Annotated in this window: 13 protein-coding genes and 1 pseudogene; 3 read left to right on the top strand and 11 right to left on the bottom strand. The window is 65.7% G+C overall.

Features of this window, described 5'->3' with window-relative positions; genetic code table 11:
- The first annotated feature begins 60 nt into the window (after positions 1-60).
- A complete protein-coding gene (gene lexA / locus PV773_RS05520; RefSeq protein WP_347965370.1) occupies positions 61-777 on the top strand; it encodes a transcriptional repressor LexA in 717 nt (238 codons plus the stop codon).
- Positions 778-1,179: 402 nt separating this feature from the next.
- Here lexA and PV773_RS05515 read toward each other — a convergent pair whose 3' ends face one another.
- The gene (locus PV773_RS05515) at positions 1,180-3,669 is read right to left on the bottom strand and encodes a ComEC/Rec2 family competence protein (RefSeq protein WP_347965369.1); all 2,490 of its coding nucleotides are present in this window, start codon (positions 3,667-3,669) and stop codon (positions 1,180-1,182) included.
- A 109-nt stretch (positions 3,670-3,778) separates the two neighbouring features.
- On the opposite strand from PV773_RS05515, the gene gltX reads away from it, so the two are divergent.
- Together gltX and gltA are read left to right on the top strand one after the other, a co-directional pair.
- Complete coding sequence (gltX, locus tag PV773_RS05510; protein ID WP_347965432.1) at positions 3,779-5,200, top strand: glutamate--tRNA ligase; 1,422 nt, start codon at positions 3,779-3,781, stop codon at positions 5,198-5,200.
- A gap of 181 nt (positions 5,201-5,381) precedes the next feature.
- Entirely contained in the window at positions 5,382-6,671 is a 1,290-nt protein-coding gene (gltA, locus tag PV773_RS05505) for a citrate synthase (RefSeq protein ID WP_340041396.1), read from the top strand.
- 46 nt (positions 6,672-6,717) lie between these two features.
- Here gltA and lpxB read toward each other — a convergent pair whose 3' ends face one another.
- The 10 genes and pseudogenes from lpxB to frr all read right to left on the bottom strand — a co-directional run bounded on the left by lpxB (position 6,718) and on the right by frr (position 17,145).
- Positions 6,718-7,884, bottom strand: a complete 1,167-nt coding sequence (gene lpxB / locus PV773_RS05500; RefSeq protein ID WP_347965368.1) for a lipid-A-disaccharide synthase — start codon at positions 7,882-7,884, stop codon at positions 6,718-6,720.
- Positions 7,881-8,774, bottom strand: a complete 894-nt coding sequence (gene lpxI, locus PV773_RS05495) for a UDP-2,3-diacylglucosamine diphosphatase LpxI (RefSeq protein WP_347965367.1) — start codon at positions 8,772-8,774, stop codon at positions 7,881-7,883. Before lpxI ends, lpxB begins: the two co-directional genes overlap by 4 nt.
- Positions 8,761-9,597 (bottom strand): acyl-ACP--UDP-N-acetylglucosamine O-acyltransferase, encoded by an 837-nt coding sequence (gene lpxA / locus PV773_RS05490; RefSeq protein WP_347965366.1) that lies wholly within the window; start codon positions 9,595-9,597, stop codon positions 8,761-8,763. Before lpxA ends, lpxI begins: the two co-directional genes overlap by 14 nt.
- A gap of 11 nt (positions 9,598-9,608) precedes the next feature.
- Positions 9,609-10,073: a 3-hydroxyacyl-ACP dehydratase FabZ gene (fabZ, locus tag PV773_RS05485; RefSeq protein ID WP_347965365.1), complete on the bottom strand. Its 465-nt coding sequence runs from the start codon at positions 10,071-10,073 to the stop codon at positions 9,609-9,611.
- Positions 10,066-11,124, bottom strand: coding sequence for a UDP-3-O-(3-hydroxymyristoyl)glucosamine N-acyltransferase (gene lpxD / locus PV773_RS05480; RefSeq protein ID WP_347965364.1), 1,059 nt, complete (start codon positions 11,122-11,124; stop codon positions 10,066-10,068). The genes fabZ and lpxD overlap by 8 nt, the downstream gene beginning before the upstream one ends.
- Positions 11,125-11,193: 69 nt before the next feature.
- Positions 11,194-13,566, bottom strand: a complete 2,373-nt coding sequence (gene bamA / locus PV773_RS05475) for an outer membrane protein assembly factor BamA (RefSeq protein ID WP_347965363.1) — start codon at positions 13,564-13,566, stop codon at positions 11,194-11,196.
- 220 nt (positions 13,567-13,786) lie between these two features.
- Positions 13,787-14,926, bottom strand: coding sequence for an RIP metalloprotease RseP (gene rseP, locus PV773_RS05470; protein ID WP_347965362.1), 1,140 nt, complete (start codon positions 14,924-14,926; stop codon positions 13,787-13,789).
- 71 nt (positions 14,927-14,997) lie between these two features.
- Positions 14,998-15,828: a phosphatidate cytidylyltransferase gene (locus tag PV773_RS05465; protein WP_347965361.1), complete on the bottom strand. Its 831-nt coding sequence runs from the start codon at positions 15,826-15,828 to the stop codon at positions 14,998-15,000.
- 11 nt (positions 15,829-15,839) lie between these two features.
- A pseudogene (locus tag PV773_RS05460) lies at positions 15,840-16,571 on the bottom strand (isoprenyl transferase); the annotation flags it as partial.
- 19 nt (positions 16,572-16,590) lie between these two features.
- The gene (frr, locus tag PV773_RS05455) at positions 16,591-17,145 is read right to left on the bottom strand and encodes a ribosome recycling factor (protein ID WP_347965360.1); all 555 of its coding nucleotides are present in this window, start codon (positions 17,143-17,145) and stop codon (positions 16,591-16,593) included.

Here is a 17,145-nt window from a genome sequence, read left to right as displayed (position 1 = left end):
ACTGGAACATATAGTGTTTGTTCCGGGTTTGTTTTTCTTTCGATTCCCTTGGGGGCAGCGATGCTGACGCGCAAACAACACGAGCTTCTGCTGTTCATTCATGAGCGGCTGAAGGAGGCGGGCATCCCCCCGTCCTTCGACGAGATGAAGGAGGCGCTCGACCTCGCTTCCAAGTCGGGCATCCATCGCCTGATCACCGCGCTCGAGGAGCGCGGCTTCATCCGGCGCCTGCCGAACCGCGCGCGTGCGCTGGAAGTCATCCGCTTGCCCGACTCGATCGCGCCCGGCCTCAACGCCGCCAGGAAGTTTTCGCCGAGCGTCATCGAGGGCAGCCTGGGGCGCAAGCCCGAGCCGTCGCGTACGCTTTCGGCCGGCAACGACGACGATGCGGCTGCGGCTGTCGCCATTCCGGTGATGGGACGCATCGCCGCCGGCGTACCGATCGACGCCATCCAGCACAGGACGCACTCGATCTCGGTGCCGCCGGACATGATTTCGGGCGGCGAGCACTATGCGCTGGAGGTCAAGGGCGATTCGATGATCGAGGCCGGCATCTTCGACGGCGACACGGTCATCATCCGCAATGCCAGCAACGCCAATCCGGGCGAGATCGTCGTTGCCCTGGTGGACGACGAGGAGGCGACGCTCAAGCGCTTTCGCCGCAAGGGCGCCTCGATCGCGCTCGAGGCCGCCAATCCCGCCTATGAAACCCGCATCTTCGGCCCCGATCGGGTCAAGGTTCAGGGCAAGCTAGTCGGGCTGATCCGGCGCTACTAGGGCAATTCCAAAAAAAAGCGCGAAGCGAGTTTCCGTCCGGGTTTGCGTGGAAGCAAAAAGACAGAGCGTTTTCGCGATTCGAAGAAAAGCGGAAGTGCTCTCGGCTCTGCTCTCCCAGCGCTGGTCAGGAGCGATCGCCTTTCAGGGGCAGCGCACCCGATCAGGGTGCAGCGCATCCGGGCTAGAGAAATTCCGCTTCCCTTCGAATCACGAAAACGCTCTATCTCTTTGTTTTTGCGCAATTCCGGGCGGAAAACCGCTGCGCACTTTTCCTGGTAGCGCGGCGGGCATTTCGACGACTGCATCCCGATGAGGGCATTCCGCGCCTCGCTGCTTTTCTCGGCCGCATTCATGCGACGCCGGCGCGTCTCTGTCTGGCTGCAAGTTGCTTTATGGCGCGGCCTACTCCGCCGGCGGCTTTGCACGGTCCCGGCGGAAGGGCGGCAGGCCGCGCGCCTCACGGGAGAATGCCCGCTGCGCGTGCCATGGCCGATAGGGCTCGGCGATCGCCTTCTGGATTTCGATCCGGCGGCTCGCCTGCTCCCCTTGCGCCGGCAGGAATGCCGCGACGCTGCCGAAGCGTGCCAGGTCGCGCTTGGTGACGACGGTCGTCGCCGAACCTGTGCAGGGGTCCCGCGCCGTCGCGTCATCGATCACGATCAGGCTCGCGACGGCGCAGGCAGGCTTCGCCATTGCCGCATTGCCGGCATAGGCGATCACGGCGCCTGACGGGTGCTCGATGGTGCACAGGCCGCCGCCGCAGACGAAGGCCTGCCGGCGGCCCGGTTTTTCTACCCCTTGCAGGGACATGGCCGCCTCGAGCGCCGAGGCATCCGCCCGATCAGGGGGGGCCTTGGCGTCCGGGGCCGCCTCGCCGCCGGTGCCAAGCGGGCCGACCAGTTCCCCCGCCACAACCGCCCTCTTCCAGCTGTCGGTGACGAATTCGCTCGGACGTGCGCGGTTGACCGCCAGCCTGCCGCCCGCCGTCGGCACGCCGACCAGCCGGCCGTCTTCGGAGATCAATATGTCTGGCGTCCTTGCCTCGCCGAGCAGCAGCAATCCGCTCGCGGCGAACGGCAGGGCGGCCAATTTGAGCCGGGTGGTCGCCATGGAGACAATACAGAGCGCGACCGACACCAGTATCACCGAGCGGACGGAAATCAGGCCGACGGCGTCGACCGGCGACCGCTCGGAGAACCATCGCGCCATGGCGATCATCATGGCCAGGCCGCGCCCCATCGTGTCGAGGAACAGGCCGTCCAGGCCGAGCGGCATGAGCACGCCGGCCGCAACCGCAAAAGGCATCACCAGCACCGAGACGATGGGCATCACCGCCAGGTTGGCGAACAGGCTGAGCGGCGAGATGCGCTGGAAATGCCAGGCCCCGAACACGCTGGTCGCCAGCCCGGCGATCAGCGAGGTCGCCAGGAGCCCGACCGCCAGGGTCCAGAGCCTGCGCCACGTCTTTGCCGCGAGTGAAAGCTGCATCGCCGGCTGCACCCGCTCGGCCTGCCTGTCCGACCACCAGCCATAAGCGCCGACCAGTGCCGCGGTGGCCGCGAACGACATCTGGAAGCTCGGACCGACCACCTCGTGGGGAGACAGGAGAATGACGATGATGGCAGAGATGGCGAGATTGCGCATGGTCAATGCGGCGCGGTCGAACAGCACGGCCGTCAGCATCACGGCGAGCATGATGAAGCTGCGCTGCGCCGCCACTTCGGCGCCGGAAATGGAAAGATAGCCGCCTGTGGAGACGAGGGCCGCCAGGGCGGCGTATTTCTTCACCGGATGCCGCGATGCGAAGGCCGGAAAGGCCGCGAAACCGAGCCGCAGGCCAAGCATGACGGTTCCGGCGACCATGGCCATGTGCAGGCCCGAAATGGAGATGATGTGATAGAGGCCCGTCCGCCGCAGCGCTTCGTTGACCTCCTCGGGAATGCCGCCGCGCACGCCGACCATGAGTGCGGCGGCGATTTCGCCCTCCACGCCGCCGATCCGGTCGCGGATGCGCTGGGCAATGCGGTCGCGACGGTTTCCGAGCCAGGCCTCGATCCCAAGTGCGAACGGAACGGGTTGCGCATCCGCGACCAGTTCCGGCCCCTTCATGAAGAAGCCGCTGGCGCCGAGCCCGTCGAAATAGCTTTCGAAGGAGAAGTCGTAGCTGCCGGGCCGAATCGGACCGGAGGGTGGCATCAGCCGCGCATAGCCGCTGACCAGCGATCCCGCAGCGAGGCCTGCCGGCGCCCGGCGCGCCGTCAGGCGCACGCGATCCGGCGCATAGCGGAGCGCTGGCCGCGCGGTGGCAATGACGTCGATGGTCAGGCGGACTCGCCCTTTGTCGAGCCGGTCGATCCCCACGACGCGGCCCTGCACCTGCGTCGAGATTTCGGCGCCGAGCATTTTCGTGCCCAGGCGGGCGGTTTCGAGCTTTGCCGCGACCATGCCGAGCAGGCAGAGGGCAAGCGCGGCCAGCCCGTAGTGAAGCCATCTCCTGGGGCGCGTGGCGAAAGCCAACGCGGCCACAACCAGGGCTACCGCAGCGATCGGCAGCAAGGCCGGCTCCTCGGCGAGGCTGAAATAGGCCAGCGCCCCAATCGCCAGGAACACCGGGACGAGCAGGTACGCCACGCCGCGGTCGAGCTCGGTCTCGACCGCAGCGGCTAGTGTCCGGGCCGTGAACGGTCCATGGACGACGGTTATGGCTCCTGGCAGCCGCGACAGCAGGCCACCCGGCGGGGCGGTGCGTTCGATTGCGGAGGCTGGCTGCAGGTCGAGCTGGCGCCCCCAGACGAGCGGGGGCAACAACTCCCCCCCGGCGAGCAGGACGCGCTCGGCCGTTTCCGCGACCGGGATTTCGCCGGCTCGCCCCTCCCGCACATGGTCGCCCATCGGGCATGCCCCTTGCGCCCCAGACCTTCTATGCTACATCAACGCCACCGAAACGCCATGCGCCGCCGGTCTCCGGCCGGGCGACGCCATGCCTGCCCTGGAATACGCCATGCCCGTCGTCACCCGCTTCGCCCCCTCGCCTACCGGCTACCTGCATATCGGCGGGGCCCGCACCGCACTCTTCAACTGGCTCTATGCCCGCCACACCGACGGCACGATGCTGCTGCGCATCGAGGACACCGATCGCGAGCGCTCGACCGACGCGGCGACCGCGGCGATCCTCGATGGACTGACCTGGCTGGGACTCACCTGGGAAGGCGAGCCGATCTCGCAATTCGAGCGCGCCCCGCGCCACCGCGAGGTGGCCGAGGAGCTCGTCCGCATGGGCAAGGCCTATCATTGCTACGCCTCGCCGGCCGAGCTCGACGAGATGCGCGAGAAGGCGCGCGCCGAGGGCCGCCCGCCGCGCTATGACGGCCGCTGGCGCGACCGCGACCCGTCGGAGGCCCCCGAGGGCGTCAAGCCGGTCATCCGCATCAAGGCGCCGACCGAGGGCGAGACGCTGGTGCGCGACCGCGTGCAGGGCGACGTGCGCTTCCCCAACAAGGATCTCGACGATTTCATCATCCTGCGCTCGGACGGCGTGCCGACCTACATGCACGCCGTGGTCGTCGACGACCACGACATGGGCGTCACCCACATCATCCGCGGCGACGACCATTTGACCAACGCCGCGCGCCAGACGGTGATCTACGATGCCATGGGCTGGGACGTGCCGGTGATGTCGCACATCCCGCTGATCCACGGCGCCGACGGCGCCAAGCTGTCCAAGCGCCACGGCGCGCTCGGCGTCGACGCCTACCGGGCCATGGGCTACCTGCCGGAGGCTCTGCTCAACTATCTCGCCCGCCTCGGCTGGAGCCATGGCGACGACGAGGTGATGAGCATCGCCGACATGATCAGCTGGTTCGAGATCGAGGACGTCAACAAGGGCGCCGCGCGCTTCGACTTCGCCAAGCTCGAGGCGCTGAACGGCATCCACATGCGCCAGATGGACGACGCCAGGCTGCTCGACATCTTCATCGCCACCCTGCCCTACCTGCCAAATGGCGCAATCGTTACCGAGGGCCTCAACGACCGCACCAGGGCGCAGCTGGTCGACGCCATGCCCGGCCTGAAGGAGCGCGCCAAGACGCTGGTCGAGCTGGCAGACGGTGCCGCCTTCCTGTTCGCCCAGCGCCCGTTGGCCGTCGACGAGAAGGCTGCCGGCCTGCTGGCAGGCCCGGCCAAGGATATCCTCAAGGGCGCCCATGCGGCCCTTTCGACGGTGGCTGGCGCAGACTGGAACGCGGCCTCCGCCGAGGCTGCAATCCGCGAGTTCGCCGGTCGCGAAAATGTGAAACTGGGCGGGGTCGCCCAGCCGTTGCGCGCCGCCCTGACCGGCAAGAGCACGTCCCCCGGCGTGTTCGATGTACTCGCCGTTCTGGGGCGCGACGAAAGTCTGGCCCGCATTTCCGATCAAATCGATTAGGTCAGCAGTGCTTTCCTAATTTTGCATTGTAATGAGGCTTTTGCGGTGCAACATTGCGGCAACAGGCCAATTTGACAGCAGCGGGAAAGCTGGAGGGCGAGACCGAGCGTTCCGGACCTATCGGGTTGCTTGTTAACAAGATTGCGCCGCCCAGCGGCAACTCAGCACTAAGGAGTATGCGATGACAGATTCAACCGCCAAACTGGAGTTCCGCGGCCAGACCCACGAGTTCAAGGTCCGAGGCGGGACGGTCGGGCCGGATGTCATCGACATCGCCTCGCTCTACTCCACCACAGGCGCGTTCACCTACGATCCCGGCTTCACCTCGACGGCAAGCTGCGAGTCGCAGATCACCTTCATCGACGGCGACGCCGGCGTGCTGCTGCACCGCGGCTACCCCATCGACCAGCTCGCCGAGCACGGCGACTTCCTCGAGGTCTGCTACCTGCTGCTCTACGGCGAACTGCCGACCAAGGCCCAGAAGGACGACTTCGACTATCGCGTCACGCGCCACACCATGGTGCATGAGCAGATGTCGCGCTTCTTCACCGGCTTCCGCCGCGACGCCCACCCGATGGCGGTGATGTGCGGCGTGGTCGGCGCGCTGTCGGCCTTCTACCACGACTCGACCGACATCTCCGATCCGCACCAGCGGATGGTCGCCTCGATCCGCCTGATCGCCAAGATGCCGACGATCGCCGCGATGGCCTACAAGTACCACATCGGCCAGCCCTTCATTTACCCGAAGAACGAGCTGAACTTCGCCGCCAACTTCCTGCACATGTGCTTTGCCGTGCCGTGCGAGGAGTACAAGGTGAACCCGGTGCTGGCACGTGCCATGGACCGAATCTTCATCCTGCACGCCGACCACGAGCAGAATGCCTCGACCTCGACCGTGCGCCTCGCCGGCTCGTCAGGCGCCAATCCGTTCGCCTGCATCGCGGCCGGCATCGCCTGCCTCTGGGGCCCGGCTCACGGGGGCGCCAACGAGGCCGCGCTCAATATGCTCTCCGAGATCGGCTCGGTCGACCGCATCCCGGAATTCATCGACCGCGCCAAGGACAAGAACGACCCGTTCCGCCTCATGGGCTTCGGCCACCGCGTCTACAAGCACTACGATCCGCGCGCCAAGATCATGCAGAAGACCACGCACGAGGTGCTCGGCGAACTCGGCATCAAGGACGATCCGATGCTCGACGTGGCGATGGAACTCGAGCGCATCGCGCTGACCGACGAGTACTTCATCGAGAAGAAGCTGTACCCGAACATCGACTTCTACTCGGGCATCACGCTGAAGGCGCTGGGCTTCCCCACCACCATGTTCACCGTGCTGTTCGCGCTCGCCCGCACGGTCGGCTGGATCGCCCAGTGGAAGGAGATGATCGAGGATCCGCGCCAGAAGATCGGCCGTCCGCGCCAGCTCTACACCGGCGCTCCCGAGCGCGACTACGTGCCGATCGCCAAGCGCTGAGCCGGTACGACGTCAATGTGAAACGCCCGCCTTTCGGCGGGCGTTTTCATTTGCGGATATGTCTGAGGACGACCTGGGCCGCCAACTCGCCGGAGGGCCGCTCGGTCGCGAACCGGCGCCTGACCTCGGCAAAGCCGTCCTTCTGCCACTGCCGCAGCGCGCTGTCGGTCAGGAGCCCCTCGAGATGGCGGGCCATCCACTGCGGCCGCACATACTCGTTGTAGGCCTCGATGACCACCGTGCGGTCGGCGACGAGGTTGGGCAGCGAGGCGCTCCACACCGTGATCAGGCGCTGGGCCATGCGCATCACCGCATCGAGCTTGTAGCACGACATCATCGGCACGCCGGAGAGCGCCAGTTCGAGCGACACCGTGCCCGAGGCGATCAGGGCAGCATCGGCCTCGCCGAAGGCCTGCCATTTCTTCTGCGCGTCGAGGATGATTTCCGGCTTGTCGGGCCATTGGCCCGTGATCGACGTGACCATGTCGGCGACATTCGGGACCGTGGGCAGCAGGAGGCGCAGGCGATGCCCGCGCGCCTTGAGGATCGAAACCGTCTCACCGAACGGCCCCAGCAACGCGCGGACCTCGCTGCGGCGCGAGCCCGGCAGCAGCAGGAGGGTCTTCTCGCCGCCTTGTTCCGCCGGATCGCTGCCGTGCTCCTGCATTGCAGCCGCAATCAGCACGCCGGGATCGCTGATCAGCCGATGGCCGACGTAGGTGCCGGGCGGCCCGTCCAGCCTGGCAAGTTCCTTCGGCTCGAACGGCAAGATGCAGAGCACCTCGTCGACATGCGGCCGCATGGCCTTGGCGCGACCGGGTCGCCACGCCCAGACGCTCGGGCAGACATAATGGACGATCGGGATGTCGGGGGCGAGCGCGCGCACCTTCCTGGCGACGCGGAGGGAAAAATCGGGACTGTCGATGGTGATCAGGCAATCCGGCTTCTCGGCCGAGACGAAGCGCGCGGTCTCGCCGATCCGCCGGATCAGACGCGGCAGGTCGCGCAAAATCGCCGACAGGCCCATCAGGGCGATTTCGCCGGCATTGAAGAGCGGCGATAGCCCGAGTTCCTTGAGATGCCGGCCGCCCACTCCCACCAGTCGCACGTCGCGCCCGCTCATCTGGCGCAGGGCACGCACGAGGTCGGCCCCAAGCAGGTCGCCCGATTCCTCGCCCGCCACGATCGCGATCTTGAGCGGCGGCTGGGTCATCGATCCGTCTCCTTGCCGGTGAGGCCGACGACGAACAGGCCGAGCCGGTCGGCCCGCTCCACGAGTTCGCCGAAATCCAGCACGAGCGAGCGTCCGGCCTCGACGCCGATACCGGCAAGCCCCGCGGCATGTGCGGCATCGACGGTCGCAGGACCGATCGTCGGCAGGTCGGCGCGCAGTTCCTGGCCGGGTTTCGCGCATTTGACCAGCACGCCGCGCTTTCGCCCGGCTATCCGGCCGTTGTCGCGCAGGTCGCGCACGCGTTCGAGCAAAAGGTCCGTTCCTTCGATGCCCTCGAGCGCTATTGCACGTCCGCCAACGGCTACGGCCGCCTGCCCGATATCGAGCGCGCCGATGGCACGGGCGGCTTCCAGCCCCGCATTGAGGTCATCCCAATCGGCCGCAAGCGGTGCATGCGCGCCCATGCGGCCTTCAACCGCGAGCAGTTCCGGCACGACCTGGTGGGCACCGACCACCTTGATGCCTTTGTCCTCGATGAGGTCGACCAGGATGCGCAGAAGACCGTCGTCGCCGCGCCGCAAGGCGCGGATGGCGCGCGGCAGGATCGACAGCAGAGACAGGCTGGGGCGTATGGCGCGCCACACTGGCCGCCGGCTCACCCCGCCGGCGAGCACCACATGGGTGATGCCATGGCGCTTGAGCATGGGCAGAAGCCCGGCGAACTGCTCCACGGCTAGCGTGGACCCCGGGTAGGTTTCGAGGCTGGTGCCGGCGTCGGTCTCGCCGGCGATGCGCACGATGAAAGGCACGTGCCCGGCCAAGGCCAGGCTTTCGGCGACGTTGACGGGCAGCCGGCCGCTGCCGGCGACTATGGCGACCTTATCGGCCGCGGCAAGGATTGTCTTCCGCCCAGCCTCAGCTTTCGTCATCGGCGGCGTCGTCGGAGACGGCGTTGCGCAGCGGCGGGACGGTGAAGTGGCGCTTGCCGCGCGCCTGGATGAAATCGAGCATGTCGCGGACGATGGGAGACGTGCCGAACAGCTTCTCGACCTCGGGGATGTTCTCGGCCACCGCCCGGGACGGGTCGAAGATCATCTTGTAGGCCTTGCGCAGCGCGAAGATCTCGGCCCGCGCAACGCCAGATCGCTTCATGCCGATGACATTGAGCCCGCGCAGGCGAGCGCGGTTGCCCATGACCATGCCGTAGGGAATGATGTCGCCGTCGATGATCGCGGCACCGCCGGCGAAGGCGTGATGGCCGATGCGCGTCATCTGGTGCACGGCGACGAGGCCGCCGAGGGTGACGTTGTTGCCGACCTCGACATGGCCGCCGAGGGTGGCGACATTGGCCATGGTGACGTTGTCGCCGACGACGCAGTCATGCGCGATATGCGCGTAGGCGAGGAAGTGGCCGTTGTCGCCGACCGTCGTCTCGCCGCGGCTGCTGTCGCTGCCGAGATGCATGGTCACGCCTTCGCGGATCGTGCAGTTCCTGCCGACCACCAGCGTAGTGCGCCCCCCCTTGTGCTTGTTGTTCTGCGGCGCAGCACCAAGGGTGGCCTGCGGGAAAACCCTGCACCCTTCGCCCAGCGTCGTCGCCCCCATGATCGCGACATGGCTGACCAGTTCGACCCGGTCGCCGATCACGGCATCGGCGCTGACATGACAGAAGGGCCCGACGCGCACGCCTGTGCCGAACTTGGCGCCGGCTTCGACGATGGCCGCGGGATGGATGAATGTCTCGGTCTGCATGACGATTGGTACTATTCCTTGGGCACCATCATCGCTGCAACCTCGGCCTCCGCCACGGTCGCGCCGTCCACCCGCGCGTCGCAGGCGAATTTGAGGATGTTGCCGCGCTTCTTGATCTTCTTGACGTGGATTCGCAACTGGTCGCCGGGCACGACCGGCTTGCGGAACTTCGCCGCATCGACGGTCATCAGGTAGACCAGCGACGGGCTTTCATCGACCACCAGGCGCAAACAGATCGCGCCCGCGGTCTGCGCCATCGCCTCGATGATGAGCACGCCGGGCATCACCGGCTGGCCGGGGAAATGGCCCTGGAAATGCGGCTCGTTGAAGGTGACGTTCTTGATGCCGACGGCGGAGTCGTCGCCGTCTATCTCGACGATGCGGTCGATCAGCAGGAACGGATAGCGATGCGGCAGCAGCTCGAACAGGCCGAGGATATCGACGGCCTCGAGCGTCGTTGTTGCCTGGTCAGTCATTGCCCCCACCCTCTTTGGTCCTGGCCCTGGCCAGCTTCCTGAGCACCGCGAACTCGCGCATCATTTCCTTCATCGGCTTGCCCGGGAAACCGCCCCAGACCTCGCCTGCCGGCACATTGTTCATGAAGCCGCTGCGGGCCGCCAGCTTGGCGCCGTCGCCGACGGTCAGATGGTCCGCCAGCCCGACGCCGCCGCCCATCATCACGTTGTCGCCGATGACGCAGGAGCCCGAAATACCCGTCAGCCCGGCGATGACGCAATTGCGGCCAATGCGCACGTTGTGGGCAATCTGGACGAGATTGTCGATCTTGGTGTTTTCGCCGATGACCGTATCCGCCAGCGCGCCGCGGTCGACGGTGGTATTGGCGCCGATCTCGACATTGTCCTGGATGATGACGCGGCCGATCTGCGGCACCCGTTCCGGCCCCTTGGGGCCGCCGGCAAAACCGAAGCCGTCCTGGCCGATCCGGGCACCGGCATGGACGATGACGCCATTGCCGAGCAGCGCATACTGGATCGAGCTGTGCGGTCCGATGTAGCAATCGCGGCCGACCTGCGCGGAACGGCCGATGACCGCATTGGCCGCAACCACGGTGCCCGTGCCCACTGCGGCATTGGGGCCGATGACGGCACCGGCTTCGACGATCGCCCCCGCCTCGACATGAGCCGTCGGGTCGATATGGGCATGGGGCGAGATGCCGGTCTCGCCGGTCGCGCCCACGGGGCGCTCGGCTGCCGGGTAAAGCATGCGGCCGATGCGGGCGAAGGCCTGCTGGGTTCTGGGCGTGACGAGTGCGGCAATGCTGGCGGGAACGAGGCCGACGACATCCGGCGTGCACAGCACCGCCGCCGCCTTGAGCGTCGCAAGGGGGGCGGCATTGCGCTTGCCGTCGACGAACACCAACGCGCCCTCGCCGCCTTCGGCGGCAGAGGCGATGGTAGTGATGATGATGTGGGAGTGGCCGGGATCTGCGAGCACGGCGCCGGTCAAGTCGGCCACCTCGCCCGCGGTCAAGCGGCGTGACGGCACAAAGAACACCGGGTCCGTCATGAAGTGCTTTTCCAGCTGAGCCGGGCGGGCTTCCGGGCCGTCGAGGCCCGGAAGCATCGTTCCACGCGATTAGAAGCGGGTCGAAATGCCGAAGTTGAATTCCTGGGTGTCGTCGGTGTCTTCCTTCTTGACCGGCACCGCGTAGTCGATACGCAGCGGGCCGAAGGGCGACGCCCAGAGCAGGCCGATACCGACAGAGGCACGCCATTCCATGCCCGTCGAAACGATATCGGTACCCGCGACATCGACCTTGTTGCCATACAGCGTCGCGGCATCCGCGAACACTGCACCACGCAGGCCGAAGCTCTCGGGAACGACCGGGATCGGGAACTGCGCCTCGGCGGAGGCATTGAAATAGGTCGTGCCGCCGAGATGATCCTCGCCATTCTGATCGAACGGACCGATGCCGTTGTACTTGAAGCCGCGGATCATGCGGTCGTTGTTCTTGAAGTGGTCGAACACGCGCAGGCCATCGTCGCCGAAGCCCTGGATGTGACCGCCACCGACCGAAACCAGACCGACGATGTCCATCTCCTCGGAGATCGTCTGGTAGTAGCTGCCGCGGCCCGTGAACTTGACGAACTTCGCATCGCCACCGAGGCCGGCAACTTCGGTCGTGAAGTTGGCGTAGATGCCGTTACGCGGATTCTTCATGTCGTCGATGGTGTTGTAGACCAGCGTGCCGCTGACCGACGACTTGATCCACGGGCTGCGCTCGACGCCATCTATGATCGCAGGCGACACGTCGCAATCAAGATCCGGGCTGTTGGGATCCGTTGCACCGTCGCAATCGTCCGAGAAGGAATATTCTTCCTGCGAGATGTTGTACGCCAGCTGCGTCGAGATGTTGTCCGTGATCGGCAGGCCGAAGCGGATCGTGCCGCCGGTGATGTCGCTGTCGTACTCGTCGTACTTGCGGGTCTGACGATAGATGTCGAAACCTGCAGCGATGCGGCGGCCGAGGAAATACGGCTCGGTGAACGAGAAGCTGTAGTCTCGGGAGTTCTTGCCGCCGCCGGCGGAGAACTTGATGAACTGGCCGCGGCCGAGGAAGTTGCGCTCGGTGATCGAGCCTTCCACCGACGGGCCGGCATTGTCGCCACCCGTCGAGTAGCCGGCGCCGATCGAGAACTCGCCGGTCGACTTCTCGACCAGATCGACCACCAGCACGACCTGGTCCGGCTGCGAGCCGGGGGCCGTCGAAATCTCGACGCGCTCAAAGAAATTAAGCGCTTCAAGCCGCTTCTTCGCGCGCTGGATGAGAACCTGGTTGAAGGCGTCGCCTTCGCTGACGTCGAACTCGCGACGGATGACGAAGTCACGCGTGCGCTCGTTGCCGCGGATCTCGATGCGCTCGACATAGGCCTTGGCGCCCTGGTCGACCGTATAGACGACGTTGATCGTGCGGGTCTCGAAGTTGCGGTCGCCGCGCGGGGTCACCTTGGCGAAGGCATAGCCCTTGCCGGCGACGTTCTCGGTGATCGCGATGATCGAATCTTCGACGTTCTTGGCGTTGTAAACGTCGCCCTTGCGGGTCTCGACCAGCGACTGCAGCGTGGTGCCGTCGATTTCCGGGATGGTGCTTTCCACCGACACGTCGCCGAAGGTGTAGCGCTGACCCTCGTCCACCGTGATGGTGATCGTGTACTGGTTGGTCGCCTCGTCGAGCTCGCCGAAGGCGGACACGACCTGGAAGTCGGCATAACCGCGATTGAAGTAGAAGCGGCGCAGCGCTTCCTCGTCGGCGCGCAGACGATCCTCGTCATAGATGTCGTCGCGCAGCATGAACGACAAGAACGACGAGCGCTTGGTCGAAATCACGTCCGCCAGGCGGCGGTCGCCATAGGCGTTGTTGCCGACGAAATTGATGGCAGCGATCTTGGTGCGGCCGCCTTCGTTGATCTCGTAGACCACGTTGACGCGGTTTTCGCCGAGATCCATGACCTGGGTCGTGACGGTCACGTCGTCCCGACCGACGCGCTTGTAGGCTTCCTTGATCGCCTCGGCATCAGCCTCCATCGTCGCCTGCGAGAAGGCGCCGCGCGGCTTGAGCTGGACGGCAGCGCCCAGCTGGGCGTCCTTCAGCTTCTTGTTGCCCTGGAACAGGACGTTGTTGACGACCTGGTACTCGGACACCTGGACGACGAGCGTCGACCCGACCTGGTTGATGCGGACGTCGGAGAACAGGCCGCTGCCGAACAGCGACTTCACCGCCTCATCGATGTCGGCGTTCGAGAACGTCTTGCCGGGCTTGATGGTGATGTAGTTGCGAATCGTCTCGGCGTCGACGCGCTGGTTACCGCGCACCTCGATCCGGTTGACGACGGCAGCTTCCGCCGCCGAAACGGCGGCAAACTGAACAACGGCCGCGCCAGGCACAGCCAGAGCGGCGGACAGAGCCACCGCGGACGCGGCGCTCGCAAACTTAAATGCTGCCTTCATCGGCCTTTACAACCTTTTCTCGAAGTCCCCACGGCGAGAAAACCGGACGTCGCGGTAAATTTTCCCGTACCGTAATAACCGGATTTTCCCTACACGCAAGGGTTCTGGTTAATTTGCACTTACTTACCCAGCGAGCGTGACTTTCGCGTCACTCATACCGACCGGGATGGTAAATGGTCCCTCAACAGACGCCCTCTCCGCGTCGATTTTCTTCATGAATTCAACATCCAAATAGGTCGTTCCAAAAAACGAATCCCATGAACGCAAGAACCAGAATCATTCCCACCCGATATACAGCCTCCATGGCCCTTTCGGAAACAGGGCGACGGATGACCGCCTCGACCGCGTAGAAAGCCAGGTGGCCGCCATCGAGCGGCGGAATCGGCAGCAGGTTCAGGAACCCGATGCCGACCGACAGCAATGCAACCAGCTGCACCAGCCAGCCGAAGCCCAGCTTGGCCGCCTTGCCGGCCATGTCGGCGATCTTGACCGGCCCGCCGAGCTGGCACTTGTCCTCGCGCCCGAAGACGAAACGCTTCAGGAACTGGCCGGTCCGGGCGATGATCTGGCCGGTTTCTGTGACGGCCTGGACGAAGGCTCCGCCCGGGCCGTAGGTGATGAGCCTCGGCTGACCCAGCTCCTCGTTGTTGACCACGCCGATGACGGCGACCTTGACCTTGTTCCCCAGGGCGTCCTGCTGCTCCATCAGTTCCGGCACGGCGGTGACGGAAACTTCCTTGCCGTCCCGCATCATGACGAAGGCGATCGGATCGCCGCCGCGGCCCGACACCAGGCGCTGGACGTCGGAGAAGGTCTCGACCTGCCTGCCGTCGACGCTGACGAATCGGTCGCCCGGCTGGATGCCGGCCTTGGCCGCGGGGCTTTCTGCACGCACCTCGGCCACCGTGGGCTCCATGACATAGCGGCCATAGGCCGTGAACAGCACGGTGAAGACGGCGATCGTGAGCAGGAAGTTGAACAGCGGCCCGGCAAACACCGTTGCGGCGCGCTTCCAGACGGGCTGGGTGTGGAAGGCTACCTTGCGTTCGGTTGCGCTCAGCCTTTCCGCCTCGCCGCCCTCGGGCGAACTGGTGACGTTCATGTCGCCGACGAATTTGACGTAGCCGCCGAGTGGAATGGCACAGAGCTTCCAGCGTGTGCCGCGCCGGTCATTGAAGCCGATCAGCTCCGGCCCGAAACCGACGGCGAAAGCCTTCACGCCGATGCCGCACCAGCGACCGACGAGGTAGTGCCCCATCTCGTGCACGAACACGACGATCATCAGCACGAACAGGAATGGAACGATCGTGCCGAGCAGCAGGCCATCCGTGCTCAGGAATGCGGGAAGATACTCGCTCAAGTCATGCCCTCAACCACGAACCGCCGCATCACCCCTCCGTCGGGCACCCTTCGGGCACTGCCGCCGGCAACTCAGACCGGAAACAGGGCTTGCGCCGGATGATCGGCCGAACCAGACAGCCACCCGATGACGTATAGGGCAAAAGCCGCGGCGACAAGCCCGTCCACCCTGTCCATCACGCCGCCGTGACCGGGTATGATCGATCCTGAATCCTTGTAGCCATGCCGGCGCTTGACCCACGACTCGAAAAGATCGCCCGCCTGCGAGATCGCCGACAGGAGCAACGCCACGCCGGCGAGCATCGCGACGTTGCCGGCGCCGACTGCGAGCGCGAGCAGAACGCCCGCCACAATGCCGCCTACGGCACCGCCGACAGCGCCGCTGCGCGTCTTGCCGGGCGAAATGGCGGGGGCGAGCTTCGGACCGCCGACGCTGCGGCCGACGAAATAGGCGAAGATGTCGGTCGACCACACCACCGCAAAGAGAAACAGGATGGCGGCGAGGCCAGCTGCGTCATTGCCGCGCAGTAGCGCGAGCGAGAGCCCCGAAAGGGCGGCATAGGCGAATCCCGCAGCGTCCCACGCGCCGGCCTCGCGAATCCGTCCCGACAGCCACAGCACGGCCGCAGACAGGACCGCCAGCCCGATGAGCACGATGGCCGGCGCGCCCAGCGCCAGGGCAACCGCGAAGATGAGAATCAGCGCCTCCGGCACGAAACCGAGCCGGCCCGGCGCCCATGCGCCCTCCGCCCGGGTCCGCGACATGCGCGACCATTCGTAGAAGATGCCGAGCGCGATGCCGGCAGAAAGCAGCCTGAAAGGCAGGCCGCCGGCCCAGGTCAGCGCCAACGCGGCAACGGCCAGGATGACCGCCGAGATGGTCCGGAGCTGAAGATTGCTCATGCCTGCCGCCGTCACAAGGCGATGTCGCGAGCCGCAAGCCCGCCGAAGCGACGCTCGCGGCCGGTGAATTCGCGCAACGCCTCGGCCAAATGCTCGCGCGTGAAATCGGGCCAGTAGCAGGGCAGGAAGACCAGTTCGCTGTAGGCCGACTGCCAGGGCAGGAAATTGGAAAGCCTGACCTCGCCGCTGGTCCTGATCACCAGGTCCGGATCCGGAATGCCCGCGGTATCGAGACGCTCGGCAAAGAGCTCGGGCGTGATCTCCGCGCTAGACAATTCGCCTCTCACGACGGCCTCGGCGAGCTGTCGCGCGGCGCGCGCGATCTCGTCGCGTCCACCGTAGTTGAAGGCGATGACCAGGTTCAGCACCGCGTTGCCGGCCGTCAGCGTCTCGGCTTCCTCCAGCAGGCTTCTGATGTCGGACTGCAGGGTCTGGCGGTCACCGATGACGCGAACCCTGACGCCGGCGTTGTGCAATTCGGCAAGGTCGCGGCGGATGAACAGCTTCAGCAAACCCAGCAGATCGGTGACTTCCGACTTAGGGCGCGACCAGTTCTCCGAGGAAAAGGCGTAGACGGTCAGCCAGGAAATGCCGAGATCGCTGGCGGCGCGGACAGTGTTGCGCAACGCTTCCACGCCAGCGCGATGCCCTGCAACGCGCGGCAGGCCGCGGGCCTTTGCCCAGCGGCCATTGCCGTCCATGATGATCGCGACATGCGCGGGCGTAGTCATCAGTTCGCTTTCGGGCCGGCTCTTCGTCGGCTCAGACTTGCATGATCTCGGCTTCCTTGCCGGCGAGCAGGCTGTCGATCTGGCTGATGGTGTCGTCGGTCAGCTTCTGCACCTTTTCGGACTTGACGCGATGGTCGTCCTGGCTGATGTCGCCATCCTTCTCGGCCTTCTTGAGCGCGTCCATGCCGTCGCGGCGCACGTGACGGGCCGCAACCTTGGCATTCTCGGCATAGGTGTGCGCGATCTTCACCAGTTCCTTGCGGCGCTGCTCGTTGAGTTCCGGCAGCGGGATACGCAGATTGGTGCCGTCGACGATCGGATTGAAGCCGAGATTGGCCTCGCGGATGGCGCGATCGACCGCGCCGACCATCGACTTGTCCCAGACCGAAACCGAGATCATGCGCGGCTCCGGCACGGATACCGTGGCGACCTGGTTGATGGGCATCGCCGAGCCGTAGGCCTGGACGTGGATCGGATCGAGGAGGTTGCTCGAGGCGCGACCGGTGCGCAGCGAAGCGAGGTCGTGCTTGAAAGCGCTGATGGCGCCATCCATGCGCCGCTGGAGATCGTTGTAGTCAAGGCTCAT

It is taken from the genome of Mesorhizobium sp. CC13, from assembly GCF_039907765.1.
GTDB lineage: Bacteria > Pseudomonadota > Alphaproteobacteria > Rhizobiales > Rhizobiaceae > Aminobacter.
This window is presented reverse-complemented; position numbering and strand designations above follow the sequence as displayed.

Coding starts and splice junctions, on each gene's coding strand:
- lexA (WP_347965370.1), top strand. CDS start 61: ATGCTGACGCGCAAACAACACGAGCTTCTGCTGTTCATTCATGAGCGG.
- PV773_RS05515 (WP_347965369.1), bottom strand. CDS start 3,669: ATGGGCGACCATGTGCGGGAGGGGCGAGCCGGCGAAATCCCGGTCGCG.
- gltX (WP_347965432.1), top strand. CDS start 3,779: ATGCCCGTCGTCACCCGCTTCGCCCCCTCGCCTACCGGCTACCTGCAT.
- gltA (WP_340041396.1), top strand. CDS start 5,382: ATGACAGATTCAACCGCCAAACTGGAGTTCCGCGGCCAGACCCACGAG.
- lpxB (WP_347965368.1), bottom strand. CDS start 7,884: ATGACCCAGCCGCCGCTCAAGATCGCGATCGTGGCGGGCGAGGAATCG.
- lpxI (WP_347965367.1), bottom strand. CDS start 8,774: ATGACGAAAGCTGAGGCTGGGCGGAAGACAATCCTTGCCGCGGCCGAT.
- lpxA (WP_347965366.1), bottom strand. CDS start 9,597: ATGCAGACCGAGACATTCATCCATCCCGCGGCCATCGTCGAAGCCGGC.
- fabZ (WP_347965365.1), bottom strand. CDS start 10,073: ATGACTGACCAGGCAACAACGACGCTCGAGGCCGTCGATATCCTCGGC.
- lpxD (WP_347965364.1), bottom strand. CDS start 11,124: ATGACGGACCCGGTGTTCTTTGTGCCGTCACGCCGCTTGACCGCGGGC.
- bamA (WP_347965363.1), bottom strand. CDS start 13,566: ATGAAGGCAGCATTTAAGTTTGCGAGCGCCGCGTCCGCGGTGGCTCTG.
- PV773_RS05465 (WP_347965361.1), bottom strand. CDS start 15,828: ATGAGCAATCTTCAGCTCCGGACCATCTCGGCGGTCATCCTGGCCGTT.
- frr (WP_347965360.1), bottom strand. CDS start 17,145: ATGAGCCTTGACTACAACGATCTCCAGCGGCGCATGGATGGCGCCATC.